The 16,941-nt window shown below is 75.7% G+C and carries 12 protein-coding genes and 1 pseudogene; 3 read left to right on the top strand and 10 right to left on the bottom strand.

All coding sequences use genetic code 11. The features are described 5' to 3' along the window. Nucleotides 1-45 precede the first annotated feature (45 nt). Both bfr and MNZ27_RS15865 read left to right on the top strand, forming a co-directional pair. Nucleotides 46-525: a bacterioferritin gene (gene bfr / locus MNZ27_RS15870; protein WP_242395068.1), complete on the top strand. Its 480-nt coding sequence runs from the start codon at nucleotides 46-48 to the stop codon at nucleotides 523-525. 198 nt (nucleotides 526-723) lie between these two features. Next, a complete protein-coding gene (locus MNZ27_RS15865; RefSeq protein ID WP_242395067.1) occupies nucleotides 724-3,483 on the top strand; it encodes an SNF2-related protein in 2,760 nt (919 codons plus the stop codon). Between the two features lie 57 nt (nucleotides 3,484-3,540). Here MNZ27_RS15865 and MNZ27_RS15860 read toward each other — a convergent pair whose 3' ends face one another. The 6 genes from MNZ27_RS15860 to aspS all read right to left on the bottom strand — a co-directional run bounded on the left by MNZ27_RS15860 (nucleotide 3,541) and on the right by aspS (nucleotide 11,252). Then, the gene (locus MNZ27_RS15860) at nucleotides 3,541-4,533 is read right to left on the bottom strand and encodes a hypothetical protein (protein ID WP_242395066.1); all 993 of its coding nucleotides are present in this window, start codon (nucleotides 4,531-4,533) and stop codon (nucleotides 3,541-3,543) included. 39 nt (nucleotides 4,534-4,572) lie between these two features. Next, nucleotides 4,573-5,499, bottom strand: a complete 927-nt coding sequence (locus tag MNZ27_RS15855) for a diacylglycerol/lipid kinase family protein (protein WP_242395065.1) — start codon at nucleotides 5,497-5,499, stop codon at nucleotides 4,573-4,575. Between the two features lie 188 nt (nucleotides 5,500-5,687). After that, nucleotides 5,688-6,152 carry a 4Fe-4S dicluster domain-containing protein gene (locus MNZ27_RS15850; protein WP_242395064.1) on the bottom strand — a complete coding sequence of 155 codons (465 nt, stop codon included), beginning with the start codon at nucleotides 6,150-6,152 and terminating at the stop codon, nucleotides 5,688-5,690. Beyond that, nucleotides 6,149-7,459 carry an anaerobic glycerol-3-phosphate dehydrogenase subunit B gene (locus MNZ27_RS15845; protein ID WP_242395063.1) on the bottom strand — a complete coding sequence of 437 codons (1,311 nt, stop codon included), beginning with the start codon at nucleotides 7,457-7,459 and terminating at the stop codon, nucleotides 6,149-6,151. Before MNZ27_RS15845 ends, MNZ27_RS15850 begins: the two co-directional genes overlap by 4 nt. Then, nucleotides 7,456-9,090, bottom strand: a complete 1,635-nt coding sequence (locus MNZ27_RS15840; RefSeq protein WP_242395062.1) for a glycerol-3-phosphate dehydrogenase/oxidase — start codon at nucleotides 9,088-9,090, stop codon at nucleotides 7,456-7,458. Before MNZ27_RS15840 ends, MNZ27_RS15845 begins: the two co-directional genes overlap by 4 nt. Nucleotides 9,091-9,437: 347 nt before the next feature. Beyond that, nucleotides 9,438-11,252: an aspartate--tRNA ligase gene (gene aspS, locus MNZ27_RS15835; RefSeq protein WP_242395061.1), complete on the bottom strand. Its 1,815-nt coding sequence runs from the start codon at nucleotides 11,250-11,252 to the stop codon at nucleotides 9,438-9,440. Between the two features lie 278 nt (nucleotides 11,253-11,530). Between aspS and MNZ27_RS15830 the strand changes: the two genes are divergently transcribed. After that, complete coding sequence (locus MNZ27_RS15830; protein ID WP_242395060.1) at nucleotides 11,531-12,541, top strand: MDR family oxidoreductase; 1,011 nt, start codon at nucleotides 11,531-11,533, stop codon at nucleotides 12,539-12,541. A 2-nt stretch (nucleotides 12,542-12,543) separates the two neighbouring features. Here MNZ27_RS15830 and recJ read toward each other — a convergent pair whose 3' ends face one another. From recJ to MNZ27_RS15810, 4 genes and pseudogenes are all read right to left on the bottom strand, one after another. Then, nucleotides 12,544-14,271 carry a single-stranded-DNA-specific exonuclease RecJ gene (gene recJ / locus MNZ27_RS15825; RefSeq protein WP_242395059.1) on the bottom strand — a complete coding sequence of 576 codons (1,728 nt, stop codon included), beginning with the start codon at nucleotides 14,269-14,271 and terminating at the stop codon, nucleotides 12,544-12,546. Between the two features lie 196 nt (nucleotides 14,272-14,467). Next, nucleotides 14,468-15,400, bottom strand: a complete 933-nt coding sequence (gene ligD, locus MNZ27_RS15820; protein ID WP_242395058.1) for a non-homologous end-joining DNA ligase — start codon at nucleotides 15,398-15,400, stop codon at nucleotides 14,468-14,470. Then, a complete protein-coding gene (locus MNZ27_RS15815) occupies nucleotides 15,397-16,443 on the bottom strand; it encodes an ATP-dependent DNA ligase (RefSeq protein ID WP_242395057.1) in 1,047 nt (348 codons plus the stop codon). Before MNZ27_RS15815 ends, ligD begins: the two co-directional genes overlap by 4 nt. Nucleotides 16,444-16,757: 314 nt before the next feature. Further along, nucleotides 16,758-16,941 (bottom strand): annotated as a pseudogene (locus MNZ27_RS15810) (S-methyl-5'-thioadenosine phosphorylase); the annotation flags it as partial.

Genomic DNA, 16,941 nt, shown 5'->3' with positions numbered 1-16,941 from the left:
GCCGCCGCGGCAAGACTCCGGGACCGACAGCCGACCGGAGGGCACATGAAGGGCGACCCGCAGGTGATCGACCTGCTGAACGAGGTCCTCACGAACGAGCTCACCGCGATCAACCAGTACTTCCTGCACGCGAAGATGTGCGAGAACTGGGGCTACGAGCGGCTCCACGAGAAGGGGCGCGCCGAGTCGATCGACGAGATGAAGCACGCGGACGAGGTGATCGAGCGGATCCTCTACCTCGAGGGCGTGCCGAACCTGCAGCGGCTCGGGAACATCGCGGTCGGCGAGACCGTCCCGGAGCAGCTCCGGCTCGACCTCGACCTCGAGAAGCGCGCCGTCCCCGTCCTGAACCGCGGGATCGAGCTGTGCCGGAAGCTCGGCGACAACGGGACCGCGGAGCTCCTCGAGGACGTCCTCGAGGACGAGGAGGACCACGTCAACTTCCTCGAGGCGCAGCTCCTGCTGCTGGACCAGGTGGGCGTGCAGAACTACCTCGCCGAGCAGATCAAGGCGCACGCGGGCTGACGATGACGGGCGCCGACGGGTCGCGAGATCGCGTCGTCGGCGGCGGCACATCGCCCTGCCCCTCGGATCGAGTTGCTGCTACAGTGACCCCCGCCGGTATCGAGGGATACCGGCGGTCTCGCCCGGCGTCGGGCTCGGGGCGGACCGGGGTGTCGGCGGGCGCGTGGGCGCCCCGTGGGTGGTCGGGAGGCGTGGCGGATGGGCGGGGTGTCACAGGTCGTGTCGCGTGCCGTCGCGGGCGGGAAGACCCCGCTCACGCGGTTCCACCAGCGCATCGCGGCGGAGGCCCTCACCGCGCGCGGCGGCGGCGGGACCTCCCGGCTCGCCCCCGCGCTGGCCCACTCCGCCGTCGACCTCAACCCGCACCAGATCGAGGCGGCCGCGTTCGCGCTCGGGGCGCTGCCCACCGGCGGCGCGGTGCTCGCCGACGAGGTCGGGCTGGGCAAGACCGTCGAGGCGGGGCTCGTCCTCGCGCAGCTCGCGGCCGAGGGCAAGGCGCGCGCGATCATCCTCGTGCCGGCGTCGCTCCGCGCGCAGTGGCGCGAGGAGCTCCGCTCCAAGTTCGGCCTCGACGCCGACGTGATCGACGGGGACGTGGTCCGCGAGCGCGAGAAGCAGGGGCTCAAGACCAACCCCTTCGACACCGGCGGCATCGTCATCTGCTCGCACCCGTTCGGCGCGATGCGCGCGAGCGAGGTGGAGCGCGTCCCCTGGGACGTCGCGATCATCGACGAGGCCCACCGGCTCCGGAACGCGTACCGCAAGGACCACCGCACCGGGCAGGCGCTGCGGAGGGCGCTCCGGAGGTGTCCGAAGCTCCTCCTCACCGCGACGCCGCTCCAGAACGACCTCATGGAGCTGCTCGGCCTCGCGACGTTCATCGACGACACGCTCCTGGGAAACGAGGAGGCCTTCCGGCTGCAGTACGCCTCGGGCGAGCTCACCGAGGACAAGGCGGCGGACCTGAAGGCGCGCCTCGCGCCGGCGGTGATCCGGACGCTCCGACGCCAGGTGAAGGAGTACGTGAAGTTCACGGCCCGGCGCTCCATCGTGGAGGACTTCGCGCCGACGGCCGAGGAGCAGGAGCTCTACGACCGCGTCTCCGACTACCTCCGGCGCGAGGACGCCTGCGCCATCCCGGTGGCGCGCCGGGCGCTGTTCGTCCTCGTGTACCGGAAGATCCTCGCCTCCTCGTCGTTCGCCCTCGCGGCGACGCTCGACCGGCTCGCCGACACGCTCGAGCAGCGGATCGCCGGCGTCGAGTGCACCGCCCAGGCCGAGCTGCTCCTCGAGATGGACGGCTTCGCCGAGGAGGTCGAGGAGCTCTTCGACGAGCCCTCGCGGGGTGGGCGCCCGAAGGGGCAGCTCGCCCTGCGGCGGATGAACGACGAGCTGGCGGAGCTCCGCGCCTGCGCGAAGCTCGCCCGCACCATCAAGGTGAACGCGAAGGGCGACGCCCTCGTCCGCGGCCTCGACCGGTGCTTCACGGTGGCGAAGGCGTGCGGCTTCCCCGAGAAGGCGGTGGTCTTCACCGAGTTCCGGCGGACGCTCGACTACCTCAAGCGGCTCCTGGAGGCGAAGGGGTACTCCTGCACCTGCCTCTCCGGCGACGTGAGCGGGACGGAGAAGCGCGCCGCGCTGGTGGAGCAGTTCCGGAACGAGACCCAGATCCTGCTCATGACCGAGGCGGGCGCGGAGGGGCTCAACCTCCAGTTCTGCAACCTCGTCGTGAACTACGACCTCCCCTGGAACCCGCAGCGCGTCGAGCAGCGCATCGGCCGGTGCCACCGCTACGGCCAGCAGCGCGACGTGCTCGTCCTGAACTTCCTCAACCGGTCGAACGCCGCCGACGCGCGGCTCTACGACCTGCTCTCGCAGAAGCTCGCCCTGTTCGACGGGGTGTTCGGCTCGTCGGACGAGATCCTCGGCGCGCTCGGGACCGGCATCGACTTCGAGAAGCGGGTCCTCGACATCTACCAGTCGTGCCGCGACCCTTCGCAGATCGACTCGGCGTTCAACGAGCTCCGGGCCGAGCTGGACGATCGGATCAGCGCGCGGTACGCCGCGGCGCGGGCGCTCCTCTTCGAGCGGTTCGACGGCGAGGTCCGCTCGAAGCTGCGGGTCGCCGAGCAGAAGGCGAAGGAGGCGGTGGCGCGGCGCGAGGCGGAGGAGGAGGCCCTCGTCGCCGCGGCCTTCGAGGAGGAGGCGCCGCCCGCGCCGGCGGTGCCGGAGGGGCCCGCGAAGGGGCGCTCGAAGCGCGCGAAGCTGGTCCAGGTGGCGGCCGCGAAGATCCGCGCCCGGCCGCACGACGCGGTCTCCTTCCTCTCGATCCCGAACCGCACCCTCCCCGCCTCGCTCGGCATGCTCGCCGGCCGCGAGGGCTGGTGGTTCGCCTACAAGTACACGCTCGACGCGCTCGTCTCGGAGGAGCGGGTCGTGCACCTCGTGCTCTGGTTCGACGGCGAGCGGTTCCACGCGCTCCCCGCCGAGGAGGCGGAGGCCTTCGCGGCGCTCCCGGCGGAGGAGACGCAAGGCGGCCCGCGCGCCGCGACGGCCTCCATCGGGCTGGCCCAGGAGGAGGAGCTCGCGGCCCTCCACACGAAGCTCCTGGCCGATCTCCAGGCGCGCATCGGCGACACCTTCGACGCCGCGCGGGATCGCTGGGATCGCTCCGTCGAGGACGCCCTCGCCGCGCCGCGGCGGTCCGTCGAGGACGCGCGCGCCGCGTGGAGCAAGTCACGCGCGGCGCTCCACGACCGATCCGACCTGCCCCTCCGCGACCGCCGCGCGCTGCTCGAGCGCGCCGAGCGCGAGTACCGGCGGCGACTCGACGACCTGCGCGCCCTCGAGGCGCAGCGCTACGGCGAGAAGGACCGCGCCATCGCGGACCTCAAGAAGCGGTCCGAGGTGAAGGAGCGGCGGACGCTGGTCGCGACGGCCTACTGGCGCTGCGCGTAGGGCCGCCGCCGCCGGGATCCGCCAGCGGGTGAGCGGGTGGGCGGCCGTCCCGCTCGATCAGCGCGCCGCCGGCGGCGCCGCGCTCGCCGCCGGGGCCGCGGACGCCGCATCCGCCACCCCCTCGGGCGCGACCAGCTCGAACCGGATCGGCACCGCGGCCTTCCCGCGCTCGAGCGTCGCGAGCCCCGCGAGCGCCCGCTCGACGCAGGCGGCGAGCTCGGGGGAGCCAGTCGAGTCCGCGGCGACGGCGGGCGCGGTCGCGGCGGACAGCTCCACCACGAGCACGCCGTCCAGGGCCGGGTCCTTCCGGAGCGCCTCGGCGTAGCACGCGCCGAGCGCCCCGACGCGCGCGAGCACCGCCCGCTTCGCGGCGGTCGGGCCGGCGATCGGCTCCCCCACGTCCACCTTCGGCCTGGCGCCCTGCGCGGCGGTGGCCAGCGGCCGGTCGGCGCCCGCCCCGCCGCGCGCGAGGAGGGCGTCGCCGTCCATCCACCGCCAGTCCACCGGGTCGATCGGCAGCGCCGCCCCTCCGCGCCGCGGGTCCGCGCCGCACGCCGCGTCGTCGGGCAGGTCGAACGTCAGCGCCAGCGCGAGCCGGCCCGCGCGCTGCGCGTCGAGGATGCGCCGGGCGCCCGCGGCGTCCACCTCGACGGGCAGGCCGCGCTCGGAGACGGTCCAGAGCTTCGCGCGGCGGCCGACCTCGATCGCGAGCGGCTCCGCGAGGGCGAGCCGCCGCTCGGGGCCGTCGTACGGCGCGAAGGCGAGCCGGGCCGCCGGGACCGTCACCGCGTAGCGCGCGGCGAGCGCGTCGTCCCGGGCGTCCGCCTGCCGTTGCTCCTGCTCCCCGCGCTCGAGGGCGTCCCCCTTGGCGCGGAGCCGCTCCGGCGGCGTGAGGGCCTCGCACACCGCGGCGACGTCCGCGGGACCCGCGAGGCTCCGCGGCGCGGCGGCGGGCGCCTCCTCGTGACGGACCACCGGCGAGGCGGCGCTCCCGCCGGGGGCGGCGCCGGCGGCGACGAGCAGGGCAGCAGCGACGAGCGTGGGGATCATGGTGGCCATGGTAGTGCCCGCGGGGCCCGTCCGGCGAGATCAGGGCCCCACGCGGATCCGCAGCGCCCCGGGCAGGATCTCGAAGCGGGCCGGCAGGACCCCGGGCGCCTCGCCGTCCACGTCGAGCGGGATCTCCGCGCCCTCGAGCGGCTCGGCCTCCACGGTCCGTGCGCGGAGCACGCGGGTGTTCGGGAGCTCCACGTGCGTGCCGTCGTACAGCATCCGCCGCTTGCCGACGAAGTCCACGAGATCGAGCCCCTTCCAGACCACCACGTCGAAGAGGCCGTCGTCCATCCGCGCGTCCGGCGCGACCTGCATCCCGCCCCCGAAGTAGCGCCCGTTGCACACGGAGAGCGCGGTGAGCCGCTCCTCCTGCCAGGGCCCCTCGTCGGCGCGCCACCGGACCGGTCGGTCCGACCAGGTGAGCAGCGCCCGCGCGCTCGCCAGCATGAACGAGAGCCTCCCGGAGGGGAGCTTCAGGCCCCGGTTCACCGCGGCCGAGACCACGCCGGACACGCCGAAGCCGGCCACGTTCGCGAAGTGGCGGACCTGGCGCGCCCCGTCGGGCCCGGCGAAGGTGATGCGCCCCAGATCGAGCACCGCCTCGCTGCCCCGCGCGAGGGTCCGCGCCGCGGAGGCGACGTCCCCGGCGAGCCCGAGCGCGCGGCGGAGGTCGCCGCCGGTGCCCCGCGGGATGAACCCGAAGAGCGGCCCGCCGGCGCGCGGCGCCCCCCCGACGAGCCCGTCGATCACCTCGCTCGCGGTGCCGTCGCCGCCCACGGCGACGATCAGCTCCGCCCCGGCGTCGCGGGCCTCCCGGGCGAGCCGCACCCCGTCCCCGCGCGCCTTCGTGAAGGCGCACTCGAACGCCCCCACGCTGGCGTGCACCGCCCGGGCGATCGCGTCGAAGTGCCGGCCGGTCCGCCCCGCGGCGCTCGCGGGGTTGACGATGAGATAGGGCTTCACCGGGGGGAGGATACCAGAGCTTCAGGCGGCGACCCGTACCCGTACCCGTACCCGTACCCGTGACCGTACCCGTGACCGTACCCGTGACCGTGACCGATCCCCCGTGCGCCGCCTCCCGTGTCCCGCCTCCCGTGGCCCGTCTCTCCGTCGGATCACGGGCCACGGGCCACGGGCCACGGGATCGCGGCTCACGGGTCACGCGCGGCCGGTGACGGTGACGGTTCACGGGGGCTGCCCGGTCGGGCTCCGTGGGCCCTCCTCGCGAGGGCCCCCACCACGCGCGTGATCGGCACGCCGGTCGGGCAGAGCGCCTCGCACCCGGTGCACCCGGCGCAGGCTTCGAGGGCCCCGGCCGCGAGGGGGAGCTCGGCGGGGTTCCGGCCGTAGAGCCGGAACGCCGCGTGCAGCCCGAGCGCCCGGATCGCGGGGTCGGCCGCCGCGAGCGCGCAGCCGGTCTCGCACAGGCCGCACGCGATGCAGGCCTGCGCCTCGAGCCCGATCGCGCGGTCCGCCTCGGTCGTCGGCGCGAGCCCCTCCGTCTCGTACGCCGCCCGGAAGCGCGCCTCACCCGTGCCGCGCTGGCGGAGGAGGCGCTTGAGCGGGTGCGCGACGATGGCCCGGTAGGCGAGGTACGCCATCGCGCCGAAGGTCACGCGCCCCTCCTCGCCGCGGCGCGCCCCGCGAGGAAGCCGGTGAGGATGGCGACCCCGAGGCCGCTGCCGTCGGTGGCCTGCTCGTGCCCCCCGATGACCGCCCCGGCGGCCAGCAGGCGCGGGTGGACCGGTCGCCCCCGGTCGTCGACCGGCCGCAGCGCCGCGTCCACCCGGAGCCCGGCCGAGAGGAGCGGCTGCGGAGCCCGGCGATCGCGGACCGTGAGCGACGCGGCGGGGCGCCTCGCGAGGTGCACGCCGGCCTCGCGCCCCTCGGCGGCCTGGACCGGCAGCCCCAGCGCGGGCTCGACGAGCGCGCCCCGCCGGGCGATGCCGCCTCCCACGAACCGGCCGCTGGCGAGGATCCAGGTCTCCGCCCGCACCACGGTCCCGCCGATCTCCACCGCTCGGCCGGGGGCCGGCGCACCGGCCGCCTCGCCGGTGACGCGCGCCACGCCCGCGACCCGGAGCCGCGCCTCGAGGGCCGCGTGGAGCCGGAGCCCGGGCACGCTCGGGACATCCGAGAGCGTCTCCGCGACCGGCATCCCCGCCGCGGCGGCGATCCGCTCGGGGACGCGCGCCGCGGGGTCGAGCCCCAGCACGGGCGGCAGCAGGATCGCGCCCGCCCCCAGGGCGCCGGCGGGGATCCGGAGCGCCTCGCCGAGCCGCTCGGCGGCCCCCGGCGGCTCGAGCGCCCGGGCGAGCTCGTGCGGCCGGGCGGCGGGATCGTCGAACGGGAGCGCGACCTCCGCGTCGCCCACCTCGGGGCCGCCGCGGGGCGTGTAGCGCGCGAGCCCCGCCGCGACGAGCGCGGCGTCGAAGGCGAGGTGGCCGGCGAAGCCGCACACCAGGAGCGGCCCGCGCACCGCGAGGAGATCGCCCGCGTCCATCGAGCGCTGGCACAGCGCCGCGCGGACCGCGTTCCCGGCGGGCGTCGCGAGGAGGCGCGGCCGCTCGAGGGGCGGGGCGAGGAGCGGCTCGAGCTGGCGCGCCGCGAACCGCAGCGCCTCGCCGAGGCGCCAGAGGCCGGCGACGCCCACGGCCGCGTACGGGTGATCGGGGCGCCGGGCGGCGAGCCGGCGCGCCGCCTCGACCGGCGCGCGGAGCCAGGCGAGCGGCTCGTCGGGCGAGGCGGTGGGGTCCGGCGCGACGCCGACGGCCCCCGAGGAGAGGGCCGTCGCGCCCGGGGCCCGGCTCGCCACGGCCACGGTCGCGCCGGCGTCGCGGGCCGCGAGGGCCGCCATGGCCCCGGCCATCCCGGCGCCGATCACGAGCACGTCCACCTCGAGCAGGCCCGGCGTTGGCGTCACGCGACCTCCACGAGGCCGTGCGCGGCGCGGAGCAGCTCCTCCTGCGCGAGCTGCACCCCGTCGAGCACCGGTCGCCGCTCGCGCCAGCCGGCGTCGAGGAGGTCCGCGAGCTCGGCGCGGATCCGGTCCGCCGACCAGGACAGCGTCCGCCCCGCGAGCTGCGCGCCGAGGCGGGCGCAGTCGAGGCCGCCGCAGCCCCCGACCGCGAGGCGGCAGCGGCGGCGCAGGTCCTGGAGCCGGCGCACCTCCTCGTGGCGGCAGCAGTACACGACCTCGGCGGCGAGGAGCCCCGCGTCGCGGCAGACGACCAGGCCGAGGCGCGGGTCGTCGCGGACGAGGGCGAGGACGTCGCGCGCGCGGCTCCCGTGCCGGTGCACGATCCCCGCCGCGACGGGCGGCGCGACGGGGAGCTCGCGCGCGAGGGCGGCGGGATCCGGGACCGCGTCGCCGCCCGGGAGCGGCACCTCGTGCGTCCGGCACGGCGTCACGGGCCGGCCGAGGAGGCGCTCGATCCGATCGGTCGCCTCCTGCGCCTGGGCGCGGTAGGACGCGAGCTTCCCGCCGACGATGGAGAGCAGCCCCGCGGCGCCGTCCGGCGCGCCGTCGAGGAGCTGGTGCTCGCGGGAGAGGGCGTCCTCGTACCGTCCCCACGCGCGGACGGTCGTGCGGAGGCCGCACCAGGCGCGGGTGATCCGGGCCCGGCGGACCCCGGGGACGAGGGACGCGGCGCCCTCGAGGAGGTACTCGATCTCGTCGTTCGTCGCCTCGAGGTCGTCCGGATCGCCGTAGTAGTCGTCGTCGGTGGTGCCGATGATCGACTCGCTCCCGTGCGGCATGAGGAACATCTGCCGCCCGTCCACCGCGGTCAGGATCACGCCGTAGCTCGAGTACCGCCGGTCGAGGGTGAGGTGGACGCCCTTCCCCGGCCGCATCGGGACGTCCACGCCGCTCGCGCGGGCGAGGGCCGGCGACCACGCGCCGGCGGCGTTGAACACCACCGGCGCGAGCGCCTCGCCCTCCTCGCCGGTGAGGACGTCGCGCCAGCGCACCCCGCGGACCCGGCCGCCGTCGGCGAGCACCTGGCGCACCTCGGTCCAGGTCCGGAGCGTCGCCCCGTAGCCGCGGGCGGCGACGGCGTTCAGCGCGCACAGCCGGTACGGGTCGATGCCCCACTCGTCGAGCGTCACGGCGCCGTGCAGCCCGGGCCGGAGGCCGGGCTCGAGCCGGTACAGCTCGTCGGCGCGGAGGCGGGTCGAGGGCTTCCCGGACTTGAGCGGCTGGTAGCGGTCGTAGGTCCCGACGTAGACCTCGGTCGCGTAGAAGGCCGCCCGCTCGCGGAGCGTCGCCCCGTCGCGGCGCGAGGTGAACGGCATGATGAACGGGATCCGGAACAGCAGGTGCGGCGCGATCCGCTGGATGGCGCCGGAGTCGCGGCAGGCGAGCGCCGTGACGCGGCGGTCCGACAGCATGTAGCGGATGCCGCCGTGGATCATCCCCGAGCTGTTGCCGCTCGCGCCGACGCCGAAGTCGGCCTTCTCGAGGAGCAGCACCCGGAGCCCGCGCATCGCGCAGTCGCGCGCGGTGCCGGTCCCGTTCACGCCTCCGCCGACGATGACGACGTCGTAGTCCACGCGGGCGTCCCCCGCGCGAGCGTAGCGCGGACGGCGCGGCGCGTCGGCAAAACGCGGGCGCGCGCCCCGTCGGGGCGCACGGCCGCCTCGACCGCGGGGCCGCGTGACGCGTGTGGGCCGCGGCCCTCCCCCGCGTCGCGAGGCACACGATGCCGTCGCCGAGCGTGGGCACACGACGAGCGAGCAGCGCAGGCAATTCGAAGCTCCGTTCGCCCTGAGCCCTTCGACTCCGCTGTCTGCGGCAGCTCCGCTCAGGGCAGGCTCCGGCGCGCGCTGCGCGCCGGAGTCGAAGGGCGAGCAGCGCAGGGAGGAGTCTGCCCCGCGCAGGCAGGCAGCGTGCGCCGCAGCTACTTGCCGGGCTCGACCGTGGACTTGACGTGCAGATCGCGGAGCTGCTTCGCGTCCACGTCCCCGGGCGCGCCGGTCATGAGATCGGTGCCCTTCTGCGTCTTCGGCCAGGCCACCACGTCGCGGAGCGACTCGGCGCCGGTGAGGAGCATCACGAGGCGGTCCATGCCGAGCGCGATGCCGCCGTGCGGCGGCGCGCCCATCTTGAGGGCGTCGAGGAGGAAGCCGAACTTGCTCCGCGCCTCCTCGTCGGAGATCCCCATCGCCTTGAAGACCCGGGCCTGCACCACCGGGTCGTGGAGGCGGATCGAGCCGCCGCCGATCTCGAACCCGTTCAGCACGAGGTCGTAGCGCCAGCAGTAGACGCGCCCCGGATCCGTCTCGAGGTACTGGAGGTCCTGGTCGCGCGGGCGCGTGAACGCGTGGTGCGCGGCGGCCCACGTCTTCGACTCCTCGTCGTACTCGAAGAGCGGCGGGTCCACCACCCAGAGGAACCGCCACTGCCCGCCCGAGCCGTACTCGGGGATGAGCCCCATCCGCTTGGCGAGGTGCACGCGGAGGTTCGCCATCACCGTGTGGACCACCGCCTCCTTGCCGAACTGGAAGAGGAGCAGGTCGCCCGGCTTCGCCCCCATCGCCTGGTTGATGGCCTGGCGGAGCTCGGCGGTGATCGTCTTCGCGAAGGGCGACTGCGTCCACTCGCCGCCCTCGGCCACCTTGGCGCGGGCGAGCCCCTTCGCGCCCATGCCCTTCACGAACTCCTCGAGCTTGTCGATCTCGGTGCGGGAGAAGCTCGCCGAGGCGGGGACCCGCAGGCCCTTCACGATCCCCTTCGCCTCGATCGCCTGCTTGAGGAGCGGCACCCCCCCGCCGCCGTGCTGCGCCACGACGTCGGTCAGGACCACGTGCGGGAGGTCGAAGCGGAGGTCCGGCTTGTCGTTGCCGTACTTCGCCATCGACTCGTCGAAGGGCATCCGGAGGAACGGCCGCGGGATCTCGACCCCGAGGACCTCCTTCCAGAGCTTCACGATGAGCCCCTCGATCACCTCGAAGACGTCGTTCTGCTCGACGAACGACATCTCGACGTCGATCTGGGTGAACTCGGGCTGGCGGTCGAGCCGGAGGTCCTCGTCGCGGAAGCACCGGACGATCTGGAAGTACCGGTCGAAGCCCGCGACCATGTAGAGCTGCTTGTAGAGCTGCGGGCTCTCGGCGAGGGCGTAGAACTTGCCGGCGTTGAGGCGGGACGGGACGAGGAAGTTCCGGGCGCCGCCGGGCGTGTACTTGCCCATGAACGGCGTCTCGAGCTCGAGGAAGTTGCTGTCGGTGAAGTAGTTGCGGGTGAGGTGGTTCACCTTCGCCCGGGTCATCAGCGTCTTCTGGAGCGGCGCGCGGCGGAGGTCGAGGTAGCGGTACTGGAGCCGCTTCTCCTCGCTCGTGTCGATCTTGTCCTCGACGAGGAACGGCGTCGGCTCGCAGCGGTTGAAGATCTCGAGATCGGTCGCGTGGACCTCGATCTCGCCGGTCGCGAGCCGCGGGTTGGCGTTCTCACCGCGGGAGACGACCTTGCCGCGGATCCCCACGCAGTACTCGAGGCGGAGCTGCCCGGCGAGGTCGTGCACGTCCGGCCGGACGCCGTGCTCGAAGACCACCTGGGTGACGCCCGCGCGGTCCCGCAGGTCGATGAAGACCGCGCCGCCGTGGTCGCGCCGGTTGTTGACCCAGCCGAACAGGACGACCTCGTTACCGACGTCGGTCCGGGTCAGTTCACCGCAGGAATGGGTCCGCTTGAGCTCGGTGATGAAGCGCGGCAAAGGCTGCCTCCGTACGTGGGGAGAGGCAGCTAACACTCGGAAACCGCGAAGGTCAAGACGTCCAGGGCTCGCCCGGCCGCCCGCCGGACGAGAGAGGCAAGGGGGGGACCCCTCTCGCCCGCCCGGGAGCCCGGCGGCCGCTCGGGAGCGTCGTCCGCGGCGCGCCGGCGCTCCCCTCGGTCACGCCGCACCCTGCCTGATCCGGGCTCTGGACCGCCCGTGCGCGGCCCAGGAGGATGCGCCTGGCCGCGCACCTTCCCCCGGCCCCGGAGGTCCGTATGCCCCAGCCCGCGCCCGGCTCGCCGTTTCGCGCCCTCGTCGTCCGCGAGGAGGGCGGCTCCCGCTCCGTCCGCTTCGAGGAGCTCACCCCGGCCGATCTGCCCGCGGGCGAGCTCACGGTGGCGGTCCGGTACTCGAGCCTGAACTACAAGGACGGCCTGGCGGTGACGGGCAAGGGGAAGGTGCTCCGCAAGCTGCCGATGGTGCCCGGCATCGATCTCGCCGGGACCGTGATCGAGTCGTCGAGCGACGCGTTCTCCCCCGGCGACGAGGTGCTCGTCACGGGCTGGGGCCTCGGCGAGGCCTCGTTCGGCGGCTACGCCGGGCTGGCGCGGGTGAGGAGCGCCTGGGCGCTCCCCGTCCCCGAGGGGCTGACGGCGCGCCGCGCCATGGCGGTCGGGACCGCGGGCCTCACGGCGGCGCTGTGCGTCGAGGCCCTCGCCGACGCCGGCGTCCGGCCGGGTGGCCGCCCGGTCGTGGTGACCGGCGCGGCGGGCGGCGTCGGCAGCGTAGCGGTGGCCCTCCTCGCGCACGCGGGGTTCGAGGTGGCCGCCTCGACCGGCCGCCCCGAGGAGCACGCGCTCCTGGAGCGGCTCGGCGCGAAGCGGATCGTGCCCCGGGCCGACCTGGCGAGGCCGATGACGAGGCCGCTCGAGGCCGAGACCTGGGCGGGCGGCGTGGACGTGGTCGGCGGCGCGGTGCTCGGATCGGTGCTCCGCCAGACCGCGTACGGCGGCGCGGTGGCGGCCTGCGGGCTCGCCGGCGGGACCGACCTGCCCGTGACGGTGCTCCCGTTCATCCTGCGCGGCGTCCGCCTCCTCGGGATCGACTCGGTGATGGTGTCCCGGGAGCGCCGCGAGCGGGCCTGGAGCCGCGTCGTGCGCGACCTCTCCGCGGACCTCCTCGACGCCCTCACCACCGAGATCCCGCTCGACGACGTGCCGGCGTGGAGCGAGAAGATCCTCGCCGGGAAGGTCCGCGGCCGCGTGGTGGTCGCGGTGGGGGGATAGGTTTACCGGCTCGGCCGCACGTCCCGGAGCTTGAGCTGGAGCCTGCGGCGGCCGTCCCACTCGTCGAAGCCCATCGCGAACGCCGCGTCGATGCGCCCCTGGTTGCAGAGCGCGAGCCGATCCCCCATCCCGAAGCCGATGGCGTCGAGGGCGCGGCCGCCGAGGGACAGCTTGAGGTGCGCGCCGGACGCGCCGACGGTGCGGGCGCGCGCCGCGGCGGCGCGGAGGGCGAAGACCGGCTCGGGGTGCCCGGCGCCGAAGGGGCCGAGCTTCTCGAGGTCCTCGGCGGCGCGGTCCGTGATCTCCCGGTCGTCGATCCACCCGTCGATCCGGCACCGCGGGACGAGGTCCTCGTCCGCGATCCGCTCGGCGGCGCACGCCTCGAACGCGTCCCGGAACGGGCCCACGCGGTCGCGCTCGACGGTGACGCCCGCGGCGTGGCGGTGACCGCCGAACCGGGCGAGGTGGTCGGAGCAGGAGGCGAGCGCGTCGTACAGGTGGAAGCCTTCGATCGAGCGGCCGCTGCCCTTCCCGGCCGTCCCGTCCAGCGCGATCAGCACCGCCGGGCGGTGGAACCGCTCGACGACGCGCGACGCCACGATCCCCACCACCCCGGGGTGCCAGCCGTCGCGCGCGAGGACGAGTCCGCGCGCGCCCGCCTCGACGCGCTCGCGCGCGTCGGCGAGCGCCTCCTCGAGGATCCGCCGCTCGATCTCCTGCCGGGCCTGGTTCTCCCGGTCGAGCTCCTCCGCGAGGGCGCGCGCCGCTCCCTCGTCCGTCGAGAGCAGGAGCCGCACGCCGCGGCCGGCGTCGTCGAGGCGACCGGCGGCGTTGATGCGCGGCGCGAGGCGGAACCCGACCTGGCCCGCGGTGATCGGCGTGCCGTCCGCGATCCCCGCGACGGCCTTGAGGGCGCGGAGCCCGGGCCGCCGCGAGCGGGCGAGGACCTCGAGCCCCGAGCGGACCAGGATCCGGTTCGCGTCCACGAGCGGGACCACGTCGGCCACGGTGCCGAGCGCGACGAGATCGAGCGCCTCCTTCAGGTTCGGCTCCGCTCGCCCCGCGCCGAACGCGCCGCGCTCTCGCAGCCGCCGTCGCAGCGCCATCACGAGGGCGAAGGTCACGCCGACCGCGGCGAGGTCCTTCGAGGGATACCCGCAGCCGGGCTGGTGCGGGTTCAGGATCGCGATCGCCTGAGGCAGCTCGACCGGGACCGTGTGGTGATCCACCACGACGGTCTCGACGCCGAGCGCGGTCGCGACCCGCACCTCCTCGACGCTCGTGATCCCGCAGTCCACGGTGACGAGGAGCCTCACGCCGTCGGCGGCCAGCTTCGCCACGGCGTCGCGGTTGAGCCCGTAGCCCTCCACCAATCGGTGCGGCGTGTAGGTCACCACGTCGGCGCCCACCGCGCGGAGGAAGCCGGCGAGGAGCACGGTCGAGGTCACGCCGTCGACGTCGTAGTCGCCGTAGCACGCGATCCGCTCCTTCGCGTCCACGGCGCGAACGAGCCGGTCCACCGCGGCGGCCATCCCCTTCATCGTGAACGGGTCGGGCAGATCGGCGAGCCGCGCCGCCAGGAACGCCTCCGCCTCCGCGGGGTCGGCGTGACCGCGCGCCGCGAGGATCCGCGCCGCGAGCGGGTGCAGCCGCAGCGCCGCCTCGAGGGTCGCCGCCCCCTGCTCGTCCACCGCCGCCTCCACCCACCGCTTCCCCGGCGCGTCCGTCACGGAGCGCTCGGTAGCACGCGGGGCTGACAGGCGGCGGGGCTCGCGCCGTCGTGCTCATCCCGTGTGCAGCGTGCCCGTGAACGGACCCGCTCGCGTGCCCGTCAACCCGCGGTCCCGTGCGTGCCGCCTGCTCCGGGGGGGTTCGGGGGCGGGGTTCGGGTTCGGGGTTCGGTGTTGGGGTTCGGGGGCGGCGCGCTCATCCCCCGGGCGCGGCGCCGTCGACCGGCGGCAGCCGCTGCCCTCCCTCGAGCACGGGCGCGAACAGGTCGCCTTCGCGCTCGACGCGCGCGAGGACCTCGGCCGGCCCGAAGGCGAGCCGTGCGGGGTCCCCCGACCGGACGGACTCCTCCACCTCCGCCCACGCCAGCGGGGTGGAGACGCTCGGGAGCGGCGTACCGCGGAGCGAGTACGGCGCCACCATCTGGAGCCCGCCCGCGTTCTGGCGCCAGTCCACGAGCACCTTGCCCGCGCGCCCGGCGCGTCCCAGGCGCGTCGCGAACCGATCCGGCGCGTCCGCCGCGAGCGCCTCCGCGGCCGATCGGACGAACGCCTTCGCGTCCTCGAACGTAGCGGTCGCGTCGAGCGGGACGAACACGTGCACCCCCGAGGCGCCCGAGGTCTTGGCGAGCCCGGCGAGGCCGGCGCGCCCGAGGAGGCGGCGGACGTCGAGCGCCGCGCGCGCCGCGTCGAGCACGCCCGCCGGCGGCGCCGGATCGAGGTCGAAGACGAGGGCGGTGGGCGCGCCGGGGCGGTCGGCGCGGGCGAGGAACGGGTGCAGCTCGATCGCCGCCATCCCCGCGACCCACGCGAGCGCCGCGGCCTCCTCCAGCCGGCAGTACCGCAGGAGCTGACCGCGCGTCCCGTGCACCTCGGCGACGGGGATCCAGTCCGGCTTGCCGGCCGGGCAGTTCGCCTGGAACCAGTACCCGCCCGCGACGCCGTCGGGGAAGCGCGCGAGCGCCACGGCGCGGCCGGCGAGGTGCGGCAGGAGTGCGGACGCCACCGCGACCAGGTACGCGGCCAGATCGCGCTTCGTGAACCCCGTCGCGGGATAGAGGACCTTGTCCGGCCGCGAGATCCGGAGCGCCCGCCCGCCGACCGCGAGCTCCAGCACGGCGGCGGCGGTCATGGGCGCGACGGGGGCGTGGCCGCGACGGGGGCGAGCTGATCGATCGTGCAGGACGTCGCCACGCGGTCGGGTCGCCACCGGAGCAGGCGGGCGGGGTGGCGGAAGCGGCCGCCGTCGCACCGGTCATAGGCGACCTCGCACACGAGGTCCGGCGCGAGCGGCGTCCAGTCGAGCGGCATCGTCTCCGGATCCCAGCGCCCCGCGGAGCCGCCGAGCCGTCCCACCGGGCTCCGATCGACGTTGAACCCGCGCGCCCACGGGTGGCGCTCGAGCGGCACCGCCCGGGCGGCGAGCACCGCGAACAGGCGCCGCCGTTCCCGCTCGACGAGCTGCGAGCAGACGCCCACGTGACGCAGGACCGCCCCGTCCCAGAGAGCGAGCAGGACCGACGCGACCGCCGGCTCGCCCGCGTAGGTCCGGAACCCCGCGACCACGCAGTCGGCGGTGCGGATCGGCTTCACCTTCACGAGCGCGCGCCGCCCGGGCTGGTACGGCGCGGCGTCCGGCTTCGCGACGACGCCGTCGATCCCCGCCTCCCCGGCGGCAGCGAGCCAGCGGCGCGCGACGGCGAGGTCGCGCGTGGAGGGCGTGAGGAGCATCCCCGGCGGCGGCGACCGGAGGAGCGCCTCCAGCCGCGCGCGTCGAGCCCGAAACGAGGCCGCCTCGAGCCGCTCGCCGGCCGCGGCGAGGACGTCGAACGCGACGAACAGGGCGGGGGTCTCGCGACGGAGGCGCGCCACGCGCGAGGCGGCCGGGTGCATGCGCGCGAGGAGCGCGCCGAAGTCGGGGCCGCCGCCCGGACCGCGCACGAGGATCTCGCCGTCGAGGATCGCCTCCCCCCCGAGCACCGCGACCGCCTCGGCGACCTCGGGGAAGTATCGCTCGAGCGGCCGGCCGTGGCGGGAGTGCAGGATCACCGCGCCGCCGCGCGCCTCGGCGAGGCAGCGGAAGCCGTCCCACTTCGGCTCATACGACCAGGCGCCCACCGGGAGGTCGTCCTCCAGGCGGGCGAGCATCGGCGCGGGGGCGGTCGGCGCGGCCACGCCCGGGATCTCTCGGAGGCCCGCGCCCCGCGCAACCGCTGCCTCGCCGAGGCGCGCGGCGCGTGGCGGCGCTCGCCCGCGGTGGGAGCGCGTGGCGAACGCAGCTCCGCGGACGCGGGCCCGTGCCCGTCACCGTCACCGTCACCGGCTTCTCCGTGAGCCGTGAGCCGCGTCCCGCGGCCCGTGCACCCTCGCCCCGTGATCCGTCGGGATCGGGGTCGGCTCGGTCGCGAGCGCGGCGAGCCAGGACGCTCACCCGTGACCCGTGCCCGTCAGGTCACACGGGCCGCGGCGCCGGTGCCTGCCACAGGCCTCTACGCGAGGTACTTGCCGAGGATGGGGGCGAGGCGCTCTCGGGCGTCCTGCGGGATGCGGGAGCGATCGGACCAGATGGCGAGGGAGAGGGCGGACTGGCAGGCGCAGGGCTTGTCGGAGGCGGCGACGAGCGGGAGCGCGCGGCGGATGAGCTCGACGGCGTTCTGGGTGGCGGCCTTGACG

Source organism: Anaeromyxobacter oryzisoli (assembly GCF_022690765.1).
Lineage (GTDB): Bacteria > Myxococcota > Myxococcia > Myxococcales > Anaeromyxobacteraceae > Anaeromyxobacter > Anaeromyxobacter oryzisoli.
The sequence above is the reverse complement of the archived record's forward strand: the minus strand, read 5'-3'. Positions and strand labels throughout refer to the sequence as shown.

Bases quoted from the DNA above. Each gene is read 5' to 3' on its own strand.
- MNZ27_RS15865 (WP_242395067.1), top strand. From the start codon at position 724: ATGGGCGGGGTGTCACAGGTCGTGTCGCGTGCCGTCGCGGGCGGGAAG.
- MNZ27_RS15830 (WP_242395060.1), top strand. From the start codon at position 11,531: ATGCCCCAGCCCGCGCCCGGCTCGCCGTTTCGCGCCCTCGTCGTCCGC.
- bfr (WP_242395068.1), top strand. From the start codon at position 46: ATGAAGGGCGACCCGCAGGTGATCGACCTGCTGAACGAGGTCCTCACG.
- MNZ27_RS15860 (WP_242395066.1), bottom strand. From the start codon at position 4,533: ATGATCCCCACGCTCGTCGCTGCTGCCCTGCTCGTCGCCGCCGGCGCC.
- ligD (WP_242395058.1), bottom strand. From the start codon at position 15,400: ATGACCGCCGCCGCCGTGCTGGAGCTCGCGGTCGGCGGGCGGGCGCTC.